The sequence below is a fragment of the Shewanella baltica genome (assembly GCF_900456975.1).
GTDB classification, from domain to species: domain Bacteria; phylum Pseudomonadota; class Gammaproteobacteria; order Enterobacterales; family Shewanellaceae; genus Shewanella; species Shewanella baltica.
In genome coordinates, this window is sequence record NZ_UGYM01000002.1 from 577,056 (window position 1) to 601,590 (window position 24,535).

18 protein-coding genes are annotated in these 24,535 nt (G+C 47.2%); 10 read left to right on the top strand and 8 right to left on the bottom strand.

Features of this window, described 5'->3' with window-relative positions:
- Position 1 precedes the first annotated feature (1 nt).
- On the bottom strand, positions 2–2,716 hold the full coding sequence (locus DYH48_RS02585; RefSeq protein ID WP_115333972.1) for a TonB-dependent receptor: 2,715 nt from the start codon (positions 2,714–2,716) through the stop codon (positions 2–4).
- 240 nt (positions 2,717–2,956) lie between these two features.
- Between DYH48_RS02585 and DYH48_RS02590 the strand changes: the two genes are divergently transcribed.
- Positions 2,957–3,361 carry a DUF1801 domain-containing protein gene (locus DYH48_RS02590; protein WP_115333973.1) on the top strand — a complete coding sequence of 135 codons (405 nt, stop codon included), beginning with the start codon at positions 2,957–2,959 and terminating at the stop codon, positions 3,359–3,361.
- Positions 3,362–3,689: 328 nt separating this feature from the next.
- Here the strand turns inward: DYH48_RS02590 and DYH48_RS02600 are convergent, their stop codons facing one another.
- The 3 genes from DYH48_RS02600 to fccA all read right to left on the bottom strand — a co-directional run bounded on the left by DYH48_RS02600 (position 3,690) and on the right by fccA (position 7,541).
- Complete coding sequence (locus tag DYH48_RS02600; protein ID WP_115333974.1) at positions 3,690–4,427, bottom strand: dienelactone hydrolase family protein; 738 nt, start codon at positions 4,425–4,427, stop codon at positions 3,690–3,692.
- 68 nt (positions 4,428–4,495) lie between these two features.
- Positions 4,496–5,485, bottom strand: coding sequence for a 2-hydroxyacid dehydrogenase (locus tag DYH48_RS02605; protein ID WP_115333975.1), 990 nt, complete (start codon positions 5,483–5,485; stop codon positions 4,496–4,498).
- Positions 5,486–5,750: 265 nt separating this feature from the next.
- Entirely contained in the window at positions 5,751–7,541 is a 1,791-nt protein-coding gene (gene fccA, locus DYH48_RS02610; protein WP_006080372.1) for a fumarate reductase flavoprotein subunit FccA, read from the bottom strand.
- Positions 7,542–8,039: 498 nt separating this feature from the next.
- Here fccA and DYH48_RS02615 point away from each other — a divergent pair, with 498 nt between their 5' ends.
- From DYH48_RS02615 to DYH48_RS02625, 3 genes are read left to right on the top strand one after another with little or no spacing between them, the layout of a single operon-like run.
- The gene (locus tag DYH48_RS02615) at positions 8,040–8,450 is read left to right on the top strand and encodes a hypothetical protein (protein WP_115333976.1); all 411 of its coding nucleotides are present in this window, start codon (positions 8,040–8,042) and stop codon (positions 8,448–8,450) included.
- 5 nt (positions 8,451–8,455) lie between these two features.
- Positions 8,456–9,001, top strand: coding sequence for a class I SAM-dependent methyltransferase (locus tag DYH48_RS02620; protein ID WP_115336079.1), 546 nt, complete (start codon positions 8,456–8,458; stop codon positions 8,999–9,001).
- Positions 9,002–9,032: 31 nt separating this feature from the next.
- The gene (locus DYH48_RS02625; RefSeq protein WP_012090084.1) at positions 9,033–9,323 is read left to right on the top strand and encodes a hypothetical protein; all 291 of its coding nucleotides are present in this window, start codon (positions 9,033–9,035) and stop codon (positions 9,321–9,323) included.
- A gap of 85 nt (positions 9,324–9,408) precedes the next feature.
- Here DYH48_RS02625 and DYH48_RS02630 read toward each other — a convergent pair whose 3' ends face one another.
- The 3 genes from DYH48_RS02630 to ohr form a co-directional block, all read right to left on the bottom strand.
- Positions 9,409–9,594 (bottom strand): hypothetical protein, encoded by a 186-nt coding sequence (locus tag DYH48_RS02630; protein ID WP_006080378.1) that lies wholly within the window; start codon positions 9,592–9,594, stop codon positions 9,409–9,411.
- A gap of 122 nt (positions 9,595–9,716) precedes the next feature.
- On the bottom strand, positions 9,717–11,162 hold the full coding sequence (locus tag DYH48_RS02635) for a cytochrome C biosynthesis protein (RefSeq protein WP_115333977.1): 1,446 nt from the start codon (positions 11,160–11,162) through the stop codon (positions 9,717–9,719).
- 480 nt (positions 11,163–11,642) lie between these two features.
- A complete protein-coding gene (ohr, locus tag DYH48_RS02640; protein ID WP_115333978.1) occupies positions 11,643–12,068 on the bottom strand; it encodes an organic hydroperoxide reductase Ohr in 426 nt (141 codons plus the stop codon).
- Positions 12,069–12,206: 138 nt separating this feature from the next.
- Here ohr and ohrR point away from each other — a divergent pair, with 138 nt between their 5' ends.
- The 5 genes from ohrR (at position 12,207) to DYH48_RS02665 (ending at position 18,433) form a co-directional block, all read left to right on the top strand.
- Positions 12,207–12,704 (top strand): transcriptional regulator OhrR, encoded by a 498-nt coding sequence (gene ohrR / locus DYH48_RS02645; RefSeq protein WP_115333979.1) that lies wholly within the window; start codon positions 12,207–12,209, stop codon positions 12,702–12,704.
- Between the two features lie 133 nt (positions 12,705–12,837).
- Positions 12,838–14,013 (top strand): FAD-dependent oxidoreductase, encoded by a 1,176-nt coding sequence (locus tag DYH48_RS02650; RefSeq protein ID WP_115333980.1) that lies wholly within the window; start codon positions 12,838–12,840, stop codon positions 14,011–14,013.
- Positions 14,014–14,120: 107 nt separating this feature from the next.
- Positions 14,121–15,293 (top strand): 23S rRNA (uracil(747)-C(5))-methyltransferase RlmC, encoded by a 1,173-nt coding sequence (rlmC, locus tag DYH48_RS02655; RefSeq protein WP_172481139.1) that lies wholly within the window; start codon positions 14,121–14,123, stop codon positions 15,291–15,293.
- Positions 15,294–15,493: 200 nt separating this feature from the next.
- Positions 15,494–16,642 carry a chromate efflux transporter gene (gene chrA / locus DYH48_RS02660; protein WP_115333981.1) on the top strand — a complete coding sequence of 383 codons (1,149 nt, stop codon included), beginning with the start codon at positions 15,494–15,496 and terminating at the stop codon, positions 16,640–16,642.
- A gap of 126 nt (positions 16,643–16,768) precedes the next feature.
- Entirely contained in the window at positions 16,769–18,433 is a 1,665-nt protein-coding gene (locus DYH48_RS02665) for a methyl-accepting chemotaxis protein (protein WP_115333982.1), read from the top strand.
- A 182-nt stretch (positions 18,434–18,615) separates the two neighbouring features.
- Here DYH48_RS02665 and fdhF read toward each other — a convergent pair whose 3' ends face one another.
- Positions 18,616–22,893 (bottom strand): formate dehydrogenase subunit alpha, encoded by a 4,278-nt coding sequence (fdhF, locus tag DYH48_RS02670; RefSeq protein WP_115333983.1) that lies wholly within the window; start codon positions 22,891–22,893, stop codon positions 18,616–18,618.
- Positions 22,894–23,432: 539 nt separating this feature from the next.
- Between fdhF and prfB the strand changes: the two genes are divergently transcribed.
- Positions 23,433–24,531 (top strand): peptide chain release factor 2 gene (prfB, locus tag DYH48_RS02675; protein WP_006080387.1). Its coding sequence is split into 2 segments (ribosomal slippage): positions 23,433–23,507 and positions 23,509–24,531, totalling 1,098 coding nucleotides; the frame shifts between segments, so codons are not numbered across the junction.
- Positions 24,532–24,535 lie beyond the last annotated feature (4 nt).

Genomic DNA, 24,535 nt, shown 5'->3' on the forward strand with positions numbered 1-24,535 from the left:
ACTACAGAGCCCATTTCATCCCGACATAGTAACGACGTCCCATTAGGTCGTACGTCATAGTGTTGGTATTACCGTCGGTATAGCTTTGATGATATGGCGCTTGGTTGTCGAACAGATTATCGATACCTGCCGTTAAGGCGATATTGTTGTCCATTTGATAATGAACCTGTGCGTTATGGTAAGTGATCGCATCAACTGAGTCGCCTATCTCTCCGGCATTGGCATATTGATCATCCGCCGCGCCAATATACTGAATGTTGTAGCTAAAGCGCCAATTGTCATTAGTGACATCAAAATAGAGGTTTGAGCGCCATTTGGTGTAGCTACCATCATAACCAATAGTGCCTGCTCGAGATTCAACGGGGGCGCCGGCGTAGGTTTGCAGATCGTATTGATCTAAATAGCTCAGCTCCCAAGTCGTATTAGTCACAACGCTGCCCATTTCTTTCTGGTAAAACATCGCCATATCAACACCTGAAACCACCTCATTGGCGGCGTTGCCCAGTTGTGTTTGTAAATAGGTGATGTTGCCTGTCATTGCGTCTCGCACAAAGTGCTCGTCGCTACAGAAAGGATGCGTCATCCCTTTGCTGTCGTAACAGGCGGCTAATTTGCTCGAACCATTGACTGAGTTAATGGCGTTATTAATCTCTATCTTGTAGTAATCGAGCGTGATATTGAGCCCTTCAATAAATTCCAGATCCCAAACAATACCCGCAGTAAAGGTATTGGCTTCTTCTGGTTCAAGTTCAGCATTGCCACCACGGTCGGTTAATATTGTGCCTTCTTGCTTATAATTCGTTGGCACGTTTGATGCCATACAATTAGCGTATCGATTCGAGCTAGGATCGAGCTTAGCCCACTCGCTACAAGGATCTGTGGTATTCATGGAGCCTTGATCTATGCCGCCAAACAACTCAGGAATATTCGGTACTCTGAATGCCGTAGATTGGGTGGCCCGCAGCGTCACTGCGTCATTGACGACCCACAGCAGCCCCATTTTATAATTGGTATCGCCACCGAAGGTATCAAAATAGGAATATCGCAACGCCGCAGTTAATTCGACCGACTTAGCAAAGGGCAGGCCGCTTAAAATAGGTAACAAGGTTTCAAGATATATTTCGTCGGCAGTGTAACGACCATCAATCGGATCTTGCTGGGCAGTGTTTGCTTCACCACTGATTTTAAGTGGGTCAGGATCATTCCATCCTTTCTCGTTTCTGTGCTCTAGTCCTGCAGCAAAACTCATCATGCCCGCGGGTAACTGCCATAGATCGCCTGTGATATTCGTTGTGAGACTAAACTGCTCATTACCGCCGCTATCACGCATGTTAAACAAGAAATAGTCCAGCATTTCAGGTGTGAGTGAGCCAGCTCCCCAAAAGTTTGCGCAAGGGACATTAGGATCAATATTACAACTGCTATAGTCTGTCGCCTCGGCAAGACGAGACTTATTAATGATATTGGTCACTTCATAGGAACCACGGTTACTGCCGAAGTTAACTGCAGCATCCCATTGCCAACCGTTGTCCAAATCCCCTTTAAAACCTGTCACTAAGCGCCAAGTATCCGCTTGAATATTAAATTGTCGGGGCGCTTCAGCCAGTCTGCGACTCTGGAGCAGAAAGTCTGCATCGGTCGGATTTGACTCATGCCAAGCAGGAATGACTATTCCTGACACCGATTGCGGAGTAGCGGGTAATTGTGAGCTACGGTGAGTGTACATAGCCTCAGCAAACACTTGGCTGCTTGCCGTTAAGTCATATTCACCGTAGGCAAAAAGATTGACTCGCTCGTTAGGTTGAACCGCATTAAAATACTGATAAATATTGTCTTTATGGCTGCTTGTGTAAGGGGCACTTCCTGTTGGTAAAAGCATTAACGGATCGCCGATTGGATTACCATTGGTATCAATGAAATGGCCTCTGCCTCCTGGAAGCGCCGAGCTACCGCCACACACTAGCTCACCATTCACTTCCTCAAGCGGACAAGACGCGCGACTCAGCATATCGACTGCTTGGGTTTTATCGTAACTCATCGCCACATATGCACTGCCACGCTCACCGACATGACCGAGGGCAAGGTCGAGCTTGTACTGTTCACCATCATTTTGCTCGGTTATGCCAGTTCGTGCTTGAAACTCAACCCCTTCGATTTGCTGCCGAGTGATGATATTGACCACGCCAGCAACCGCGTCGGCACCATAAATGGCGGATGCACCATCTTTTAATACCTCGATTCGTTCAACCACGCTAATGGGAATTGTATTAAGATCTACGGAGGAGTTTGCCCCAGTGCCACTGTTCAGCATACGTCGACCATTGAGCAGTACGAGTGTGCGATTAACCCCTAATCCACGCAGATTAACTTGGGTTGAACCATAGCCACCTTCAGTCCAATAGGCATTCGTTTGATTACCCGCAAACCCCGCAGAGGCTGTCATTCTTTGCAGCAATACTTCAACTGAAGTGGCACCGGTTTTCTCGATATCTTGCGCGGTAAAAACGGTCATAGGCGCGGTGGAAGCCATCTCTTCCCTTTGAATTCGGCTCCCTGTAATGGCAATCCTTTCGATAGCCGTGGGAGTCGATACTTGAGGTTTAATTGCAGATGCTGGAAACATTGCTTCAGTTTCGGCTTCGGCTGCTATCCCTGAAAAAGTGGCCATGCTTACAAGGGATATTGCCATTGAAGTCATTACTGCGGAGCGGGTCATAATAAGCCTATGAAAGGTTTGTTTAAATAATGGTATGTTTTATATAGGATTAAGTGGGTATCTCAATAAAAACTCAACGACCTGCGACACTGTGTCACACCCCTAATGCGCGGTTTATAATAAAGTGCTGATATAATCGTCGCTCACTAAGGGTTTGGAAGTTCAACCATGTGTGCCTGAGCGTGTTTTTTGTTTTACAGATATGATGATTCGGCATGGTGTAAATGGGAGGATAAGAGCATGCAAGCGCAAGTGCAGAACAAGTTTGAACGCTATCCTGAGCATATAACGCCCTTGCTATTACAGATCCGAACCTTGGTTTTTGCAATTGCCGAAGCGCAGGATTTAGGCGCGGTGGAAGAGAGCTTAAAATGGGGCGAGCCGAGTTATTCAGTTAAAAATGGCAGCACAGTAAGATTTGACTGGAAGCCTAAATATCCCGAACAATATTGCCTATTCTTTAATTGTAAAACTCAGCTGGTTGATACATTTCGAGAACTGCATTCCGATGTGCTGCAGTTTGAAGGGAATCGAGCCATAGTGTTGAATATCTATGATCCCTTGCCTGAATTCGCAATTTCCCAATGTATTGAATTATCGTTGAAATACAAAAGTATCAAACATCTACCTTTGTTAGGTGCGTAAACCGACTGGGAACCAACTTGACAGAAGCTGTAGCACCTAAATCTTAATTAAGGTGCTACCTGTTTGCGGTAACGAAGCAGACTTATTTTTTGTCGATTGATTTGACAAAAAATTGCAGGATTGGATAGTTAAATCCAGCGTTACCTTTGATTGAAAAATATAACAACACAGCACAAATCGCGAGATATATACCAATATCAATGGCTGAAAGCATCGCAGAATTGATTTGTTGGCCAGTCGCAAGCAACAGGCTTACACTGAGTATTCCAGCTAGTCATCTAAAAATACGCTCTCTCATAATCACTTCCTTGTTGTTTATGTAACTCTTCTATCGCAATACTCGCTGAAAAAATGCCGTCGCTTGTAAGTACATTTGCAGCGCTAAAGCCGGATCGTATCTATCGCCTTCATCACGCATAAAGGCGTGTTGAGCGTTGACTTCAAGCCAAGTGAAGTTACGGTTCAGCGCCATTAATTGCTGGTGGATTAACACTCGGCCTTCCGCTGATACATGGGGATCTTGCTTACCAAACACTAACACTAATTCCCCTTGAATATCACCGCTGCGGCTCAGAGAGTCATTGCCGTAGGCGCAGGGCAGGGTGTTGGAGTGAATGTCAGTCGGATAGAGACAAAATGCACCTAAAATAGCGGGGTTGAGTGCGGCGCGGTAGGCTAAGTGGCCGCCGATACACACGCCCATGCTGCCCACTTTGCCATTGCAGTAGGCTTGTTGATTGGCAAAGTCGATGAGTGCTTGGGTATCGCTGTCGTGGTGTTCTAAAGGTTTCGCAAATTTATCGGCGTTGCCTTTGTCTTTACCCGGTTCATCGTAGGCGAGCACTGTGCCTAAAGGATTGAGTTCATGAAACACTTCCGGCACAAATACCACAAAACCGTGGCCAGCAAGAATTGTCGCAGTGCGCGCAATAGGCGCAGTTTGCTGAAATATCTCGGAATAAAAGATGATGCTTGGAAATTGCCCCTGTGCTTCTGGGCGGTAGATATAGGTGCGCATTAGCCCTGAAGGCGTGGAGATATCCTGAGTTTCCTGAGTGACTAACATATTTAGTTCTCTCTGTGAGGCTTCAAACGTTGAAGCCTCACTTTAGCAGTCAGGATTTTATCTGTCAGTTAAAACAATTCGTTACCTGAGCGTTCCCCTGCACATAGCGCTTTTACATTGCTCAAGGTTGTTTGGGCGATGGCGCCTAAGGCTTCTTCGGTGAGGAAGGCTTGGTGACCGGTAAAAATCACGTTATGGCAGGCAGATAATCGACGGAATACATCGTCTTGAATGATCTCATTCGATTTGTCTTCGAAGAATAAGCCTTTTTCGTTTTCGTACACATCGAGTCCGAGTGAACCTATTTGGCCGAGTTTTAAGGCTTCCATCGCATCAAAGGCATTGAGTAAACCACCGCGACTGGTGTTGATCACCATGACGCCGGGTTTCATCTTGGCGAAGCTGGCTTGGTTGAGTAAATGGCGGTTATCGGCCGTGAGTGGGCAATGCAAGCTGATGATATCGCTGTTGGCATAAATCGCATCGAGATCTTGATATTCAACATCTAGCGCAACAACCGCTGGATTGATAAAGGGATCGTAGGCGATGACTTTACAGCCAAAACCGAGCAAGACTTTAATGGTGGCCACGCCGATTTTACCCGTACCAATTACGCCGACGGTTTTGCCGAACATGTTAAAGCCGACTAACCCCTCAAGGGAGAAGTTGGCATCGCGGGTACGTTGGTAGGCTTTGTGGATTTTGCGGTTCAGCGTCAACATCAGCGCGACTGTGTGTTCGGCCACGGATTCCGGGGAATAAGCGGGCACATTGACGACTTGCATGCCTAAGCGTTTAGCGGTGACTAAATCGACATTGTTAAAACCAGCGCAGCGCATGGCGATAATTTTTGTGCCGCCCTTGGCGAGTTCAACGAGGACTTCTTCACAGAGTGAATCGTTAACGAAGGCACAAACGATTTCAAACCCTTCAGCAAGTTTCACTGTTTGCATGCAGAGGCGATAATCGAAATACTCAATTTGTGCACCAAACGCGGCATTTGTGCGGTTAAAATGCTGCATGTCGTAATGTTTTGCGCTAAAGAATCCAATTCTCATTTCAGTCACCTAACGGATTTTGATGTAGTTATCAGCCAAAGAGTGTAAGTGAGTTAGGGCTTTTTGTCCTCAGCCTTAGAAAATTGGCTATTAAAAGAGTGAGCTTTGTCATCAATTGGCTAAAACTGTTGATAAAAAAAGCGAGCCCTGATGGCTCGCTTATGGATTGACTGCCTGTGCTTGAGTTGTTCAAGCTGGACTCTCGCATTTAAAGACGTGCTTTGAGAGCCAAGGGTTAGTCCGTTAACCCTGATACGGTTTGTGACTAGTGATCTTTAGCGAATTTAGCCGCTTCAGCACCGGCGATACGGCCGTAGGTCACAATGTCAGATACTGCGTTACCGCCTAGACGATTAGCACCGTGAACACCGCCAGTTACTTCACCTGCGGCATATAAGCCTTGGATTGGTTTACCGGTTTTTTCGCTCTTCACTTCGGCTTTAGTATCAATCACAACGCCACCCATAGTGTGGTGAACAGCAGGTGCGATTTCTAATGCGTAGAAAGGTGCTACGGCTAATTCGCGTGGTAGGTTTGGACGTTCAAATTGCGCATCTTTACCTGATTTCACGAAACCGTTGTATGCCGTGATGGTTTTAGCCAGTTCAGCGGCGGGCACATCGATTTGTTTTGCTAACTCTTCGACGGTTTTGCCTTCTTTAACAATGTTCAGATGCACATAACCTTCAATCGCTTTTAAGCTCTTACGGATTGAGTCATCGAACACCAGATAAGCACTTTCGCCTTTTTGTTGCAGAATCGCGGCAGACGCTTTATCACGGGTAGTGATTTCGTTCATAAAGCGGTTACCTTCACGGTTAACCACGATAGCACCGTTACCACGTACCGCTTCGGTGATCATCACGCCACCTGCTGGTGAGTAAGTTGGGTGAGCTTGAATGAACTCTAAATCGCGAGTTGCTGCGCCAGCTTGTTGTGCTACGTCTAAGCCATCACCGGTTGCACCTGGGTGGTTAGTGGCTTTAAAGCCTTTTAACTTAGGATCGTATCTAGCTACGCGGTCGTTGTTTTTCGCAAAACCACCGGCAGCAATAACAACGGCATCGGCTTTGATTATGTAGTAGCCAGTGTATTCGCCTTTTACGAGTACGCCAGTCACATTGCCTTTCGCATCTTCAATAATACGGACAACACGGCTGTTTAAGCGGATGTCTGTACCACGTTTGACTGCGTTGTCCCACAGCACTTGCGCAACGTGTGCACCTACGCCAGCGCCACCAGTTGGGCGGTGACTGCGGTTAACACTTGCGCCACCCATACGGCCTACGTCGGTCATATCGGCACCCATAGAGGTTAACCAATCGATAGAGTCTGAAGAGTTATTCGCAAGCACTTTAACAAGTTCAGGATCGTTAATGTTACGGCCACCTTTCATGGTGTCGTCGATCATGATTTGTTTCTTATCTTCAATGCCTAACTTAGCTTGCGCCTTCGTTTCGGCAGCGTTCATACCGCCAGCAGCCAGTTTAGTGTTACCACCTGGGACAGGTTCTTTTTCGAGCAGGATTACTTTTGCGCCAGCATCACGGGCTGATACTGCAGCAGCAAGGCCCGCACCACCTGAACCGATAATAACCACATCAGTGGTTTCTTTTACGCCAGCGGCAATGGCTTTATCTTGTGCCGCTTTGTCAGCATCAACAGGAACAAACTTACGTTCCCACTTGCCGCCGTAAGGCATATCGAAGCCGAAGCTGTGGCAAGCATCGCAATAGGCGACTGATTTTTCATGACCTTTATGGCAGCTCGTACAAGCAATTTCGCCAATCAAGTGAGATTTATGGGGTGAGACTTTGTCTTTAGGTGCGGCGGCGGCCAGTTCTTTTAAATCGCCGTGGCAGCTAACGCATTGGGCATTTTCATGGCTAAGGTTGTCATCACTGACGCCACCTTTGTCTGAGACGTGGCAGCTGTCGCAACTGCCCATTTCACCGTGAAAATCGGCTAGCACTTCTGGTGCAGCATAGGCAGTTCCTGCCATTGCGCCAGAGATCAGCATGGCTAGTGCTGTTTTTTGAATCTTTCTTGTGAACATGGTAGTTCCTCCGCCGTACATTCATCTACTTAATAAGGGTTATTCATCGTGGCGTGATATTTATTTTTTACGTCATTCACGCATTGTTAGAGCATTCTCCATTTGCAAATTTATCACTATCTAAAGAGGTATATATGTGTTCAGGTCACATAACCTTTGTTACAACGGAAATAACATATTTAAAATGTGCAATAGGACGGGAAATATGAATCAAGTTGAAGCTAATCACTGATTGAATACGGTATAACTTGCGCGAGTTAACATGTTGAATGGATTGGATTTAACTTTATGAAATAAAAATGGTATTGATTGTGGGTTTTGCGAGGTATTTTATCTAGTTGTATTTTATAGATATTATAATGTGACTTTGCATATTAATAATTTCAATTATTTATTTTTGAGTATTCTATAAATAATGTTATTTATCCAGCCTTTATTGTATAGAATTATATTATTAGTTTAATTAAATGTTACATAGTTGATTCTTAAGGGGATGTAATGCAGAAACAAGGCATATCAGAAAAACGTTTTTGGATTCAACGTTTGAGTAAAACCAGTTTAAGGGCATTGCATATTTTAGGAATAGTCGGTGTTGGCGGTGGCATTTTATTAGGTGTAGATAAAACGCAATGGCTGAATTATTGGTATCTCGCCATGACGACGGGCAGCATATTAATGTTGTGGGAAATTGTGCGTGATTGGCGTTGGTTAATTCAGCTTAAGGGTGTGTTAACCTTGGTAAAAGTAGGCTTATTTGGTCTGTTTGTACCCCTAGCAAATTTCAAGCCTGAGCTGTTAATCGTGATACTCTTTTTGTCCGTGATTGTGTCCCATGGTCCTGCTGGACTGAGGCATTATTCTATTGTGCATCGTCGGCAAATCGACTCGAAAAAAGAAATTAAGGGCTAATGCTAATGTCTGTAATCCATGCGCCAATCGTGACACCCGCAGCCTTAATCACTGAGTTTGCTTGGCCTGTTTCTCGCTTCGATGGACTTAAAGTGCTCGATCTTGCCTGCGGCTCCGGGCGTAATGGCTTGTGGTTTTTAGCGCAAGGGGCTGAGGTGATATTTATCGACAGAGATTTGTCTGCCATGTCGCACATTGAGCATGTGAACGCCCGCAAATATCAATGGGATTTAGAAGCCGAGGCTGCGCCATCGCTACCGATTGAAGAGTACGACATAGTGTTAGTATTCAATTATCTGCATCGGCCATTATTGCCGAAAATTGCCAAGGCGGTTAAGACTGAAGGCCTTATCGTCTATGAAACCTTTACCACACAACAGGCTGAGAGTGGGCGGCCACGTAACCCCGATTTCTTACTCACTGAAAATGAACTCAAATCAGTGTTTGCTAACTGGCAACCTTTACATTACTTTGAAGGTCGATTATGTGATCCGCAGTCCACTCACAGCAGTTATAAAGCACAGTTGATTGCGCGAAAACCTAAAACGTAAGTTTACCGATTGAGACTCAAGAGGTCGTAGGATGTTTCCCTATCCAGAGCAATATCGCATTGCAACACCACCGCTAACGACCGCTGTCATGGTGGCTTGGGCTTTATTAAGTCATAGCCTGTTTTCCGATGCCAGCCCTGTCGCTCTGTATCCGCTATTAGCCCTGTTCCCGCTGGTGATTGGATTACACTTGTATTTGATTTGGTTAGCAAAAGGAATGGGACGACTCGATCAGTTTTTCTATGCCTTAGTGCATATCCCACTGGCGTTCGTGGTGTGGACATTTACAATTATGCATGTGAATGGCAACGCTTTTTCTTAAATTCGCCTGACGTTTTATAGAAAAATAACAAAAAAAAGCGCCCTGATAATCAGAGGCGCTTTTTTAAATGCTGTATTGCTAACAATTAGGCCGTAGTGTTGATGTTGTGGCCTGCATTACCTACCGGTTTTGGCGCCGCAGCTGCAATTAAATCTACCGCGATTTTACCTTCGGCTTTTTGCTGCTCTTTGGCTAATTGAGCAACCTTAACGCCAACTGCACCATTTTCTAGATTAGGTGCGATAGCTTGGGTGTTCAGTGAAATAGACATAACTAACCTCGATTGTAAGCTGGATCCCTTTATCGGCAAACCCAAGGTTAACTTTAGTCGTTAGCCATAAATTTACCAATCTTCCATTATTTTGCCAATTATTTCGCCGATTGTTTCGTCAATTACTTGGCCTTAGCCGAGAACAGTTTGCGGCCGATGACAATAATGGCTGTAATCCCCAATGAGCCTAAGATCAACCCCAGTGCCAGCGCCACATTTTGCAGTGCGGTAGGGTCGATAACCAGCGCGATACCCATACCCAACATCATCACACCTGACATGAGTTTTAGGGCTTGGCCTTCTTTTTCAGTCAGTTTACGTTTACCTAAGGTCGCGCTGAAGACGATAACGATAATCGCCAGCGGGATCACGTAAACAATGTTATATAAAACCAAATACATATAGCGTTCAATGTCTGGCAGATTGTGCATAGAAAGCACGCTGGTGTAGATCATTGGGAAGCCCGCGGTACAGAGCAGTTCATAGGCGTTGGCGAGGACTGCTAGTACGGTCGATCCAATAAGTAAGGCGCCTAAGCTACTCGAATTTGACAGTTTACCCATGCGCTTTATCAAGCTCGTCCGGTTTTCCGCCGACATCGACAGCGTCACTTCCCCCTTAGTAAAGAAGTAATCTTTAATGTTGATGACCCCTGCGATTAAGGCCAAACAACCCGCCGCTAAGATGATCATGCCACCATCACTGCCTGCGCCCAACAGCTGGAAGATGTTCAGCCATGCTGTCATAAACAAGAAATAGATAAAGCCTGAGAAGAACACGAAAATCCCGCCGACGAGCAACATGCGGCTGCGACTCTTGGCATTAACCATGATCGACAATAAAAACAGTAAAACGAAGAAGGCGCAGGGGTTAAAGGCATCAACCCCTGCAAGCACTAAGGTGAGCAGCGGCAAAGACATAGTCTCAGGTGTCACTACGCCCACTAAGGGCAACTCAACGGGCTGCACTTCAGATTGCACTGACGACGGTTCTGTAGCGTCACCCAAGCTGGTGGCATCGCAGGTGCCTTCACCTGTATCTGTGCCGCAGGTGCCAAATAGCGGCGCATCGGTTTCTGTACTCGCGCTCGTACTGACAACGCCTTTGGTGGGCAAGTCCGCTTCGCTGAGTTTACCGCCAAGGGATAAATAGCAATTTTTCAGTCGATTGACGAGAAACTCGCCCGTGACCGCTTCGCTCGAATAGCCCACCACGGCTTTTTCGCAACTGGCCATATAGGGCACAGAACGCGCCTCTGTCGTGGTTTTTGCGGCGATAGTTTGCCAAATATCCTGCACGCCTGGAGCGGACACCATATGGGATTCGAGTTCTATCCAAGGGTATTTTTGCGGTAATGAATCAATAAAAGGATGGGCCTCTGCACAATGTGGGCAGGTTTTGGACCAGAAGAAATACAGTTTAATTTTGAGTTCACCTTGAGCATTCACATAATGCCAAGTTTGATCCGCTGAGCTTGCTGGCGATGTTTCGGCCCAGCTCGGGATGGAAAAGGCAAAGAGGAATAATAGAGAGCAAAACAGCGAGATTTTAGATAGATATTTTGTCATAGCGCCTCCCACTGAGAGTGGGTTTAAGTATCGTCAAACGGTTCGATTAACTCTTACTCTACTTAAATCAATCATTTTGATTAAATTAGATATTAAGAAGTGTTAGTTAACTCGCGAATAACAATTTTTTGGGAACTGAAACAAGTTTATCTTTGTAAACGTTTAGCTAGGGCAGAAATTCTAGGACAGAAAGAAATTTAGGGCAGAATTAGGGTAGAAATAGTGTGCTGCACACTTTGGCTCATCACACTTTAGCGGGTCACATTCTGGGCCTCGAACTTGGTTTTACTATTATCAGGTTTGCCACTCTCAGGCTGATTCTGATCTGTGGTTAGCCGCTTTCACACCGACTTACACAGCGGCTTTCATATAGGCTTTTACAATCTGAGTAGTATTGACTCTGCCAGAATCGTTATTGATTAATAAAGATAAAGCACCCTATAAAATATAAGGTGCTTTATTGCTGGCTCGATGATGGGGTTAACCTAAGGCTACGCCATTTACGCTCAGTTTCACGTCGATGTTATTGCGTGTAGCGTTCGAGTATGGACAAACTTGATGCGCGTGACGCACTAGGGCTTCAGCGGCTTCTTGTGGTAAATCTAAGGTGACTTCTAAAGCAACCGCTAATGCAAAACCGCCGGCATCATTGGCACCTATGCCAACAACCGCACTGACTGGCGCTTCGGTAATATCCACTTTGCCGATTTTAGCAACATGCAAAACGGCGTTTGAGAAACAGGCAGCATAACCTGCGGCAAACAGTTGTTCTGGGTTAGTGGCAAGTCCGCTACCGCCCATGGCTTTTGGATAGGCTAACGCCACATCCAGTAAACCATCATCAGTGCTAACTTGACCATGACGACCCGCTTTTGCTGTGGCACGTGTTTCATAAAGTGTTTTCATAATATTGACCTTCTTAGATTAAGGATTAAGTAAATTGATTTGAATTGTGCGCAATTCAATTGTGGTAAACTATAATTCGATCTTTGGTGTGAATGCAAGTATATTGTGCGCAATATATTTAATTTGTCGGATCTTCCTATGGCAACAACTCAACCCAACACCCGTGTTAATCCTGTCGATATGGCCGAAAATACCAGCGCAGATAATGCCTTATGCCTTGAAAACCAAGTGTGCTTCTCACTTTATAGCGCCGCGAATGCTATGGTGCGAGCTTATCGCCCTTTGTTAGATAAATTGGATCTAACCTATCCGCAATACTTGGTCATGCTAGTGTTATGGGAAGAGCAGGGCATTAGTGTCAAAACCTTAGGGGATAAACTCTTCCTTGATTCAGGCACGTTAACGCCATTGCTAAAGCGGTTAGAATCCAAGGGATTAGTGACTCGCGGTCGCAGCGAACAAGATGAGCGTGTGAGAGTGCTCGCCTTAACGGCCGCAGGAATTGCGCTCAAAACGCAGGCAAGTGAAATCCCCCATTTAATGCGTTGCAAAGTCGGCGACGAGGCGAGCGAGTTAAAAGCCTTAAAGGCCATGTGCGATCAAGCACTTAAACAATTACATGCCAGTATTGATTAAACTCTTATCGTCGAGATTTGATCTAAGACTAACTTATTGACATATTAACGCTTATTAGCTGTTCGACTGAGCTTGATTGAATGCATGAGGCTCAGTAGGTCGGTCGTCTATGGAACGTTAGCGAGAGTGAGTTATGGCCAGTTTCGATATAGCCATTATTGGCGGTGGGATCAGCGGTGTCGGCATTGCCCAATATGCGGCAGCAGCGGGCTATTCCACCTTGCTGATTGAAAAGGGCGAAATTGGCGGCCAAACCTCGGCTAATTCCAGCAAGCTTATCCATGGCGGTTTGCGCTATTTAGAAACGGGGCAAATCAATTTAGTCCGTAAGTCCTTGCTTGAACGGCGCAATTTACTCAATCTTGCGCCCACTCTGGTTAAAGCTGTGCCTTTTTATATTCCAGTGTATGACAACAGTCAGCGCAGTCCCTGGACTATTCGCGCGGGCTTAAGCATGTATGCGCTGCTGAGTGAGTTTGATCCCTTAGGCCAATTTGTGTCTGTGCCTGCCGTGCATTGGCATCGCTTTAAAGGATTGAAACTCAATGGATTAAAGGCGGTGTTTCAGTATTGGGATGCGCAGACCGACGATAAGTTGTTAACTCAAGCGGTGGCGCGCAGCGCGCAGGCATTGGGCGCCGAAGTCTATGCCGAGGCTGAATTTCTTGAGCTGGAACATAGGCGCGAAACTTGTGAGCTGTGTTTTAGTCACAGGGGCGAAATCCATAAAACCGAAGCGAGTCTAGTGATCAATGCTGCAGGCCCTTGGGTGAATGTGGTTTTAAGCAAAGTCTTGCCTCCACTTGCGGGTGTTGAACTCGATTGGGTGCAAGGTGCCCATGTGCTACTGGATATTCCTGCGCCCGATGGCATCTTGTATTTAGAGTCTTGCTTTGATAAGCGGGTCATATTTGTGATGCCTTGGTATGGGCAAACCTTGGTTGGCACCACAGAAACGGAACTGGCGTCTTTAGATAAACCACCCCAAGCGACCGAGTCTGAAATTAATTATCTGCTTGGTATTTATAAGCATTACTTCCCGCTAACGCCGGAGATTGATGAGCTTAAGACGAAGATAACTCAAACCTTCTGCGGTATTCGGGTTTTACCTAAGCAAAATAGCCAAGCTTTTGAGCGGCCGCGGGATACCTTGATGAAAACATCAATTTCCCATCCGCGCATCCTCAGTTTATACGGCGGTAAGTTAACGACGTTTCGCAGCACCTCGGCAGAAGTACTTGAATGGATTGAAACGGCCCTTGGTAAGCGCGAGGCGATTGCCGATGTTGATAAACTCAGCTTGTCTTGAATAAACCTAAAATTGCGCCCTTGGTACTGGTTGAGTGCGTTTCGAGATGATTTTTACCCGTAAAACCGCTACAGTGTGGCGCTTTTTTACTGAATCTAGGATCTGTCGTGAGTGCTGCTATTGTGAATGCCGTTAAGCAATGTGGTTATTTTAATCAAGGTCAGTGCCTTTCTTGCCGGCATATTCAGCAGCCTCTAGCGCAGCAAGTAGCGGTTAAAACCCAAACGTTACAGCAATTACTCGCGCCTTTTATTCCCGCAAATTCGGCAGAACTTTTTCTGCCACCTATTACTGGCGATGACAGCGGCTTTCGTAATAAAGCCAAAATGGTGGTGCTCGGTGCCGCCCATGAACCCGTGTTGGGGATTGTGAGCCCAAGTGGTGATGCGGTAGATCTTTGCGATTGCCTGTTATATCCCGCTGATATGCAAGCCTTGTTGCACCGTTTAACCCGCTTTGTGCAGCAGGCGGGCCTTCCTCCCTATCGGGTTGATAAAGCCAAGGGCGAGCTTAAGTTTATTCTGCTGACCCGCAGCCAAGTAGGCGGCGAGTATCTACTGCGTTTTGTGCTGCGATCCCACAATGGCATTGAACGTATCGAACGCGAATTACCTGCATTATTGGCGGAATATCCGCAAATTAAAGTGGTGTCAGTCAATATCCAACCAGTTCATATGGCGATACTTGAAGGCGATGAGGAGATTTTCTTAACTGAGAATACTAGGCTTGAAGAACGTTTTAATCATGTGCCTTTGTTCATTCGGCCCAAGAGCTTTTTCCAGACCAATCCGCAGGTTGCGGCTCAGTTATATCAAACCGCCCGTGAGTGGGTTGCCGAGTTTTCTCCTCGCTCGTTATGGGATCTGTTTTGTGGCGTCGGCGGTTTCGGACTGCACTGCGCATCCAAAGACATTGCACTCACAGGGATTGAAATTGAAGCCGAGGCGATTGCCTGCGCGCAGATGTCAGCGCAAATGATGGGGCTCGAAAACGTGCAATTTATGGCGCTCGATTCCACCGACTTTGCCAAGGGCAAAAGTGCTGCCGATAAGCCGGATTTGATCATTGTTAATCCGCCAAGGCGTGGCATTGGCGAGGCTTTATGCCAGTCATTAAGCGAGTTTGCGCCTAAGGCGATTCTTTATTCCAGCTGCAACCCCAAAACCTTAGCAAAAGATCTCGAGCATATTCAAGGTTATCACTTAACCAAGGTGCAGCTATTTGATTTATTCCCGCATACCGATCATTTTGAAGTCTTAGCTATGTTGGTGAAGGATTAATCTTTTAGCCCATCAATTTATCACTAAGCATTTGTACTCACTCGTTTTACGATTCTTCAAATCCGCTCAAACTATCTTAAGGGCTCTGCTGTGTGGAGCCCTTGTTATGCTTTTATCTGCGTTGCTCGCATGAAACTTCATCAAAGTGTCTTTTTAGTGGCATAATCTTCAGCACTTTATGCATTGATGGGCGGCGATTTATGCTACAGATTTTCCTACGCTTTTTTACCTTAGGCTTGATGAGTTTTGGCGGACCTGCGGCGCACATTGGTTATTTTCGCCAGACCTTTGTTAATGAACTCGGTTGGCTCGATGATAAGCGTTACGCCAGTCTCGTCGCCTTAAGCCAATTTATGCCGGGGCCAGGGTCGAGCCAAGTGGGCTTTGCCATTGGTTATCAAAGAGGTGGACTGGTGGGGGCGCTTGCTGCCTTTGCTGGTTTTACGCTACCTTCCTTTATTTTGATGTACTTACTGGCGGTAACAACGTCGGCGTGGCTTGCTAATCATTATGTTCAAGGAATGATTTATGGGCTTAAATTGATGGCCGTCGTTGTGGTTGCCGATGCCGTTCTTGCCATGTTTAAACAATTCTGCCAACGCAAATTCGCCCGTTTGTTAATGCTCGTCAGTGCTGCGGCGATTTTGATTGCGCCATTTATGTGGACGCAAATCCTGCTGTTACTCGGCGCTGCGACTATTGGTATTTATAAATTGAGTGCAACGCAAGATGACACTGTGCCGCTTGCACCGATTCGCTTGAATTATCTCTATTTACTGCTCTTTTTCGTGCTGCTCATCGGCAGTTTTTTTATGGTGGATTTCGGACCTGAGGCTTGGATCTTCAGCGAGTTTTACCGCGTAGGGAGTTTAGTGTTTGGTGGCGGTCATGTCGTGCTACCTCTGCTAGAAACAGCAGTGGGCAATACCATAGGCGGCGATCGTTTTCTAACGGGTTATGCCTTTGCCCAAGCAGTGCCTGGGCCTATGTTCACATTCGCGACCTTTTTAGGCGCCGAAGTCATGCTAGATAAGCCCTTCATGGGGGCTTGCATCGCGACTGCAGCCATTTTTTTACCCGGATTTCTCCTTATGCTGGTGGGCCTGAAGAGTTGGCATGCGATTGCGGCAAGACCGAAAATTGCTGGTGCGATAGCTGGCGTCAATGCCTGCGTTGTTGGCTTACTCGCGGCAGCGCTTTATCAACCGGTTTTTTCTCAGGCGGTATTCTCGGGCAAAGATATGGCCTTGGTATTGCTCGGTTTTGGTGCATTAAAGTTATTTAAACCACCCATGCTGGTGCTAGTTTTAGGCTTTAGCTTGTGTGGGATCTTGTTAAATGTATTTTGAACTTAGGGCGATTAATTGCAGGTTTCTTGAGCAAGATTAAGATTTTGTTACTTTAAGCCCATAGAGAAATAACAATGTTAGCTATACTCCAAAGATACAAGTTGTATTCCTTTGGAGCATTCAAGCATGTCTAAGTTGAGTTTACGCAATAAATTACTATTGCTATCGCTGTTCCCTTTGATCCTCGCATTACTCATATTGATGTCGGTTTCCTATTATGTCGAACAAGATGCACTTGCCGCTGAAGTGGTCACTTTTAAAACTAAGCTCGTCGGTGAGCGTAAACAACAAATTAAAGAAGCCACCGAAATTGCTGCAGGCATAGTGAATTATCAATTATCGCTAAAAGAGCAAGGCAATGTGAATCAAGCACTCAGAGACATACGTTTCGGTAGTGCAGGTTACTTTTTTATGTATGACTCTCAAGGTAAAAATATCTTTCATGCCCTAATCCCAAGTTTAGAAGGGCAAAACAAGATGGATATGACAGATCCCCGCGGCACTAAAATTATCGTCGGCCTGCTCGACGCCGCTAAACGTGGCGATGGTAATTTCTCCTACTACTACCAAAAACCCAATACTAATGAGCAGATTGAGAAGATCAGCTACGCCATGATGATCCCGGGTACAGACTGGATGTTAGGTACGGGCGCCTATATTGATGATATCGATGCCGTTGTTGAGGAATACCGCGCCACAGTGACAGAACAAATGGCAGATAAATCCTTCGCCATTTTACTGATAGCACTGTTCCTTACGGGTATTACTGGCTTTATCATCATGATCGCTGCCCACCGTATGGTCGTGCCAATCAAGAATATGGCCGATAACTTGAATGATATCGCTAAGGGCGAAGGGGATTTAACCAAACGACTCGCCGTAAAAGGGGAGGACGAAATCGCTCAACTTGGACGTTCCTTTAACCTCTTTGTCGATAAGCTGCAAAATATCATCGGCGATGTGGCGACGGCGACCGCTAAAGTGAAAACAGCGGCTAATGCGATTCATGCGCAAACTAAAGTTATGTCGAGTCAGTTAGTCAGTCATAACAATGAAACCGATCAGGTGGTGACGGCGATTACTGAGATGTCGTCCACCGCTAACGAAGTAGCAAAAAATACCACTCAAGTGGCTGAGGCGACCCACGCAGCAACGGGTGATGTGGCTAATGCCCAGCGCTGTGTTGATGCTTCGCTGGAAGAGATTGCGTCTTTAATGTCGCAAATCAATAATGCGGCGGGCAGTATCAAATCACTCAGCGAGCAATCCCAGAAAATCAACAGCGTACTGTCAGTGATTGGTGGTATTGCCGAGCAGACCAACCTGTTGGCATTAAACGCCGCCATCGAAGCGGCCCGTGCCGGTGAACAGGGCCGAGGTTTTGCTGTGGTCGCCGATGAGGTGCGTAACTTAGCCAGCCGCACTCAAGCCAGTACGTTAGAAATCAATGAGATGTTATCGGCATTACATAAGCTAGTGACCCAAGCCGTGAAAGCGATGGAAGAGAGTCAACAAAGCTGCGTGCGTTCGGTGGATTCTTCTCGCACGATTTCCGACAGTCTGGGTTCAGTGACTTCGGCTGTGACGGCGATTAACGATATGAGTACCCAAATCGCGGCCGCGGCGACAGAGCAAAGCTCAGTAACTGAAGAAATTAACCGCAACGTGTATGCCATCCAAGAGATTGTGAATGAGCTACTGCACTCCAGTGAAGATGCGGCCAGAGTGAGTCTGACGGTATCAGAGGAAGGTATTAACTTAGGTAAATTAGTGGGACAGTTTAGGATTTAATTACATCAATCTAAATAAAAAAACGGGAGACTTAAGGTCTCCCGTTTTTATTTGGCTCGTTTATTTTTTAAGCGTTAATTCAGCTGAGTGAATTCATCCAAGCTAATTCACTTTAGACAATTCAAGTAAGCCAATTCACTCTAGTCAATGTACGTTAACCCATTCACCTTAGCTCGTTCGCCTTAATCAATCTTCTCGACAACCCGTTCCACCCTCACAGAGCAGACCTTATATTCTGGGATAAAGGCCACAGGGTCGAGCGCATTAATGGTGAGTTTATTCGCAGCAGCCTCAACAAAATGGAAGGGCAGGAATAGCACGCCAGCTTGCGCTCTTTTCGTCACAAAGGCGTCGATTTCAATTTCGCCGCGACGGGTAGTGAGTTTGATTTTATCGCCATTGCCTATGCCGAGTTGCTCAGCGTCATAGACTGAAATCATTACTTTAGGCGAGCCGAGTAAGTCGAGCCCCGCTGTTTTACGGGTTAAGGTGCCAGTGTGGAACTGTTCCAGTAAGCGTCCGGTTGAGAGGGTGAGCGGGTACTCACTGCAGGGCATTTCTGCGGGTAAGCGATAACTCACTGGCGTAAACTTGCCTAAACCGCGGGTGAATTGGCCTTGGTGCATGATAGGCGTTCCCGGATGGGTTGCATCTGGACAAGGCCATTGAATGCCTTGGGGAATTTTGCCGTCAGCGGCTGCACTTAATCGCTGCCAAGTAATGCCGCGATATTGTGGTGTTAGCTCATTGATTTCCTGCCAAATCGCTTCTTCATTGGGGTAATCCCAAGCGGCGCCCATCGCATTGGCAATGGCTTGAACAATTTGCCAGTCGGGCAGGGCTTCACCTGGCGGTAACAGGGCTTGTTCGAGTCGCTGTACTCGCCGTTCTGTATTAGTGAAATGACCGCGTTTTTCGACAAAGGCTGCGGCGGGCAGAACCACATCGGCAAGCTCGGCGGTTTCAGTGAGGAAGATATCCTGCACCACTAAAAAGTCGATAGCGTTAAGGGCCCTAAGCACATGGGCTTGGTCAGGATCGCTCAATACAGGGTTTTCGCCCATGACATACAAAGCCTTGATTTTCCCTTTGGAAATATCATGCATCATGTGGGTTGCAGTTACGCCAATTTCTCCCGATAACGGCGTTTGCCAATGTGCCTCGAAACGCATTCTGGCATGAATGTCGGTGACTTTTTGGTAGCCACTGAAGAAGTTGGGTAGTGCGCCCATGTCGCAGGCACCTTGCACATTACTTTGCCCCCGCAGTGGGTTAATCCCCGCACCCTCAACCCCAATATTGCCGCACAGAAGTTGTAGATTGGATATGGCGGTGACATTGTCGTGTCCCGTCGTGTGCTGGGTAATGCCCATAGCATAGTAGATTGCGGTTTTTTCGGCCTTGCCTATGGTGCGGGCGATACAGGCGATATCTTCGGCTTTAACGCCGGTTATCAAGGCCGCGTTTTCTAGGCTGTAATCTGCTTTTGCGAGTTCAGCGTAGAGGGCATCCACGCCTTCGGTGCGTGCGGCGATGTAGCTTTTATCCTGCCAGTTGTTGCGGATGATTTCCGCCATAATCGCATTGAGTAGCATGACGTCAGTGCCGGGTCTGTGGGCGACATAGAGCTGTGCACTGTCGGCAATGGCGACACGTTTAGGATCGGCCACCATTAATTTTGCACCATGCAAAGCCACGGCTTGTTTGATTTTCGAGGCAATGATCGGGTGGGCGCTGCTGGTGTCTGAGCCTATGATAAAAATCACATCCGATGCTTGAATGCTCGGAATGTCATTGGTCATAGCGCCACTACCAATACTCTGCTGCAGGCCTGTGACAGTGGATGAATGACACAGACGGGCGCAATGGTCGATGTTGTTGGTGCCGAGTATGCTTCTGACAAATTTTTGCAGCAGGAAGTTTTCTTCATTGGTGGCTTTTGCCGAGGCCAAGCTTGCCAGTGCATTACTGCCATGTTGCTGTTTTATTTGCTGTAAATGTTCGGTCACATAGGCGATGGCTTCAGGCCAACTACTTGGCGTGAGCTGACCATCTTTACGAATGAGTGGCGTGGTGAGGCGTTTTTCACTGTGAAGAAAATCGAAGCCAAATCGCCCTTTGACACAGAGCATGCCTTGGTTAACCACAGACTCTTTGTTGCCCTCGATATGACGGATCTGATTAGTGCTGGCATCAATTTTAAGGTCAAGCCGACAGCCTACGCCGCAATAGGTACAAATCGTTGAGGCGGTTTTGAGTGGCGTTTCATCGCCTTGGCGTTTATCCCGCGCATCGACGAGCGCGCCTGTTGGGCAAACCTGCACACAGTTACCGCATTGCACACATTTGCTGTCGGCCATGCTGGCGCTAAAGCCGACTCTCGGTGCGCGGCGTTCGATGGTTTCGCTTAGGTCTTGCGGCAGTGCTTGATAGGAATCATGGGCAAATTGAATCGCACAATGGCCACTCTGCAACTGGCACACATCAACGCACTTACCGCAGCTAATACAGCGATTCGCATCAAATTGAATGAACGGACTCGATTTATCGACCGAAAACTTGCGCGCGCTTTGAGTGCTGAGTGACTTAGGTTCGACATGGTAGTCGGTCGCATAGTCCCTTAATTTACAATCCGTATTAGCTTGGCAGGCGCATTCAAGGCAGCGCGCTGCTTCTTGCATGGCGGCATCGGGGGCAAAGCCCAGCTCGACTTCGCCGTAATTGAGTAAACGCTGCACCGCACTCAGCTCGGGCATGGTTAAACGGGCTTTACGCGGTACGGCGGGATAAAGATCGGTTGCGGGCAAGTTTTGTGTCACCGCTTTGCTGATGGCTCTAGCGGAATTAAATGCATCGGCATGCAGATCGCAACTTAAGCCTTGTTTGAGTAATTTATCTATGGCGATGGCGGCTTTATGACCATCACCTATGGCGGCAACTGCGGTGGCAGGACCGCGGCGCGCATCCCCCACCACAAAGAGCTTTTCAACCCCGGACGACATAGTGTGCTCGCAGCCAATAAAGGTATTCCAGCGGCTAAGGGCAAGTGTACCTTGGCTTAAAGGACTGGCGGGATCTTGCATAAAACTCAGGTCGGGAGTTTGCGATACTGCGGCTATTACAGTATCAAAATCTTGGGTAAAGGTTTCACCGGTATCAACGGGAGCGCGTCTGCCCGAGGCATCGGCTTCGCCGAGCGCCATTTTGGCAAAGGTGACTGCGTGGACTCTGCCTTGCGTATCGCTATGGTTTTCAATTGGGTTGGTTAAGAAATGAAATTTCACCCCTTCGACTTCAGCCTCGTGTACTTCGTAAGCTTCGGCGGGCATTTCTGCGCGGGTGCGGCGGTAAATTAAGGTGACATCGCAGCCTTCACGCACCGCAGTGCGGGCGCAATCGATAGCCGTATTGCCGCCACCAATGACGGCGACTTTTTTGCCCAGTACGAGTGTCTGGTCGAGGCAATGATCTTTCAAGTAATCAACGCCTAAATAACAACCTTTGAGCGTGCTGCCGGGATAATCCATAGGCACGGCTTTTTGGGCGCCGATCGCAAGGCAGACGGCATCGAAATCTTCAACTAATTGATTTAAATGCACCTCATGGCCGAGGCGCATTTCTGTGTGTATGGTTAAGCCGTTATGGCACAAGAGTTCGATTTCTTTATCGAGTATCGCCTTAGGTAAACGATACTCAGGAATGCCATAGCGCAGCCAGCCACCTGCCTGTGGCATAGCTTCGAATATCTCAACGCTATGGCCTTGGTTTGATAAGTAATATCCTGCACTTAATCCTGCTGGGCCCGCCCCAATAATCGCGACTTTTTTGCCCGTGTCGGCTTGGCGTGGCGGCACATAACTCGTGCCGCCCTTTTCGCCATCGGCTAAATCAAGATCGGCGGCGTGGCGTTTGAGTTGACGAATAGCGATGGGCTCATCGACTAGCCCACGTCGACATTGCGCCTCACAAAAAGCGGGGCAAACTCGGCCAATAGATAGCGGCAGTGGCAAGGTTTGTTTAATGACTTTAACGGCTTCGGTATGGTTGCCTTGGGCGATGTGATACAGGTAACTCTGCACATCGACGCCCGCAGGGCATGCTTGTTGGCAGGGGGCTTCGCAATCGGCAAAATGATCGCTCAAGATTTCAGTTAGCGCTTGTTTGCGTTGTAGACTTAACCATTCGGACTGAGTTATTACCCGCATGCCCGTTTCGATAGGCGTTTCGCAGGCGCGTACGCAGCGCAAACTGGCATCGGCATTTTCAATTTGGACGACACACAAATTGCAGGCTTGCTTGTCTGCTTGTGCGTGAGTGTGTGCATGAGTGCCTAATTGCTGCGAGGCCGCGCTGGGATCACATAAGCTGGGTATGGCTATGCCCGCGGCATGTGCCACTTGCAGTAGGTTATCGGTCGGGTTAACCGACAACACTTGGTCATCAATTCGAAGTTCTATCATCCCATGGCCTTTTTTATATGTAGGGTGCTTAGCTGCTATAGCGCGGGGCTGCAGGCTTAGGTTGCTTCGAGTATACCTAGACAGCTTTAGAAGACGCTTATGAGCGAGGGAAGTTTGCAGCAGAATTGCAGCTTGAATCACAAACCTTGTGCAGACTGTGCGCTGATGAATGTTTGTTCGAATTGAGCTGTGATTAGGTTGGTGGTATTTGGGCTTTTTAGTGGTAATTTCATTGATATTACGAATGTTTTCTTGGCAGGTAAGTGGTACTTTGGGTCGCGTTTGGCCTACTGAATCACTTAGCTTGGCTAAATTTAAGTAAGATCACAGTCTTAAGTCAGCGCTTTTTGTTAGTCTCGGCTGTGGTAATGTGGTCTTTTAGGCCGGAAAATAATCCTCGTTATCCCATTTAATGAACAGTGCCCCCCTAGGTTTACCAGTCTGGTTAGGTTAAAATGCGCGGTTGCAAATACTGTTAATCACTGCCTCTTTTAGTGGAAGATCAATTAAAGCGGCCAAATAAAGAAAGTTGAAAATTCATGTTTGAAGTTAATCCAGTAAAATTCAAAATTAAGGAGCTTGCCGAGCGCACGCAGCTTCTTAGGGGGTATCTTTGACTACGATGCCAAAAATGAGCGTCTAGAAGAAGTTACCCGTGAGCTTGAAAGTTCAGAAGTGTGGAACGACCCAGAGCGCGCCCAAGCCTTAGGCAAAGAGCGCGCCAGCCTAGAAGCTGTGGTCAAAACCATAGACGATATGGACTCAGGTCTTGAAGATGTTGAAGGCTTACTCGAGCTGGCTATTGAAGAGGAAGACGAAGACACTTTCAACGAAACCAGTAAAGAGCTGGATTATCTCGAAAGCCGCCTTGCCGATCTCGAATTCCGCCGCATGTTCTCCGGCCCGCAAGATGCGTCAAACTGTTATTTAGACATTCAGTCTGGCAGTGGTGGTACCGAAGCCCAAGATTGGGCCAACATGGTGCTGCGTATGTACCTGCGTTGGGGCGAAGCCCATGGTTTTAGCCCAGAGTTGATGGAAGTGACCGATGGTGACGTGGCCGGTATTAAAGGCGCGACCATTAAGTTCACTGGCGAATATGCGTTCGGTTGGTTACGTACCGAAACGGGCGTGCATCGCTTAGTGCGTAAGTCGCCATTCGACTCATCGGGTCGTCGCCATACGTCATTCTGCTCTGTGTTCGTTTATCCAGAAATCGACGACGATATTACTATCGATATCAACCCATCGGATCTGCGTATCGACACTTACCGCGCATCGGGCGCGGGTGGTCAGCACGTTAACAAAACAGAATCGGCGATTCGTATTACCCACTTACCGACTAACACAGTCGTGCAGTGTCAGAACGACCGTTCACAGCACAAGAACAAAGATGCTGCGATGAAGCAGCTGAAAGCAAAACTGTTTGAGTTAGAAATGCTCAAACAAAATGCCGACAAACAGGCCGCTGAAGACGCTAAGTCTGATATCGGCTGGGGCAGTCAAATTCGCTCTTATGTATTAGACGATGCCCGCATTAAAGACTTACGCACAGGCGTTGAAAACCGTAGCACTCAAGCGGTACTCGATGGCGATCTGGATAAGTTTATCGAAGCCAGTTTGAAATCTGGGCTGTAATTAA

What these genes read in the sequence shown, in the direction of transcription:
- DYH48_RS02635 (WP_115333977.1), bottom strand. Translation starts at nt 11,162, where the DNA reads ATGACAAAATATCTATCTAAAATCTCGCTGTTTTGCTCTCTATTATTC.
- ohr (WP_115333978.1), bottom strand. Translation starts at nt 12,068, where the DNA reads ATGAAAACACTTTATGAAACACGTGCCACAGCAAAAGCGGGTCGTCAT.
- DYH48_RS02585 (WP_115333972.1), bottom strand. Translation starts at nt 2,716, where the DNA reads ATGACCCGCTCCGCAGTAATGACTTCAATGGCAATATCCCTTGTAAGC.
- DYH48_RS02665 (WP_115333982.1), top strand. Translation starts at nt 16,769, where the DNA reads ATGTCTAAGTTGAGTTTACGCAATAAATTACTATTGCTATCGCTGTTC.
- DYH48_RS02590 (WP_115333973.1), top strand. Translation starts at nt 2,957, where the DNA reads ATGCAAGCGCAAGTGCAGAACAAGTTTGAACGCTATCCTGAGCATATA.
- fccA (WP_006080372.1), bottom strand. Translation starts at nt 7,541, where the DNA reads ATGTTCACAAGAAAGATTCAAAAAACAGCACTAGCCATGCTGATCTCT.
- DYH48_RS02650 (WP_115333980.1), top strand. Translation starts at nt 12,838, where the DNA reads ATGGCCAGTTTCGATATAGCCATTATTGGCGGTGGGATCAGCGGTGTC.
- DYH48_RS02625 (WP_012090084.1), top strand. Translation starts at nt 9,033, where the DNA reads ATGTTTCCCTATCCAGAGCAATATCGCATTGCAACACCACCGCTAACG.
- DYH48_RS02630 (WP_006080378.1), bottom strand. Translation starts at nt 9,594, where the DNA reads ATGTCTATTTCACTGAACACCCAAGCTATCGCACCTAATCTAGAAAAT.
- fdhF (WP_115333983.1), bottom strand. Translation starts at nt 22,893, where the DNA reads ATGATAGAACTTCGAATTGATGACCAAGTGTTGTCGGTTAACCCGACC.
- DYH48_RS02620 (WP_115336079.1), top strand. Translation starts at nt 8,456, where the DNA reads ATGTCTGTAATCCATGCGCCAATCGTGACACCCGCAGCCTTAATCACT.
- chrA (WP_115333981.1), top strand. Translation starts at nt 15,494, where the DNA reads ATGCTACAGATTTTCCTACGCTTTTTTACCTTAGGCTTGATGAGTTTT.
- DYH48_RS02600 (WP_115333974.1), bottom strand. Translation starts at nt 4,427, where the DNA reads ATGTTAGTCACTCAGGAAACTCAGGATATCTCCACGCCTTCAGGGCTA.
- ohrR (WP_115333979.1), top strand. Translation starts at nt 12,207, where the DNA reads ATGGCAACAACTCAACCCAACACCCGTGTTAATCCTGTCGATATGGCC.
- DYH48_RS02605 (WP_115333975.1), bottom strand. Translation starts at nt 5,485, where the DNA reads ATGAGAATTGGATTCTTTAGCGCAAAACATTACGACATGCAGCATTTT.
- DYH48_RS02615 (WP_115333976.1), top strand. Translation starts at nt 8,040, where the DNA reads ATGCAGAAACAAGGCATATCAGAAAAACGTTTTTGGATTCAACGTTTG.